Genomic DNA, 415 nt, shown 5'->3' with positions numbered 1-415 from the left:
CAGACAAAGATCAACAATGAGAATCAAAAGACCGCATCACCTACGCTAGGGTGATGAGCGAAAGGTCAAGCAATAAGGGCACAGGGCGGATGCCTTGGCACTAAGAGCCGAAGAAAGACGTGATAAGCTGCGATAAGCTTCGGGGAGGAGCAAATATCCTTTGATCCGGAGATCTCTGAATGGGGAAACCCGGCAGAGCACACCTCTGTCATCCATACGCCAATCCATAACGTATGGAAGGGAACCCGGGGAACTGAAACATCTAAGTACCCGGAGGAAAAGAAAGAAAACTCGATTCTGCAAGTAGCGGCGAGCGAACGCGGAAGAGCCTAAACCGGAATGCGTGCATTCCGGGGTTACGGACTGCATTTAAGATTCTCGGAAGCTAACAGAACGGTTTTGGGAAAGCCGGCCG

1 rRNA gene is annotated in these 415 nt (G+C 51.1%); it reads left to right on the top strand.

Going from position 1 to position 415, the window contains the following annotated elements:
• Nucleotides 1-63: 63 nt before the first annotated feature.
• A 23S ribosomal RNA gene (locus LIZ66_RS18410) occupies nucleotides 64-415 on the top strand; the annotation flags it as partial.

Source organism: Blautia faecis, assembly GCF_020554845.1.
Taxonomy (GTDB): Bacteria; Bacillota; Clostridia; order Lachnospirales; family Lachnospiraceae; genus Blautia_A; species Blautia_A faecis.
This window is presented reverse-complemented; position numbering and strand designations above follow the sequence as displayed.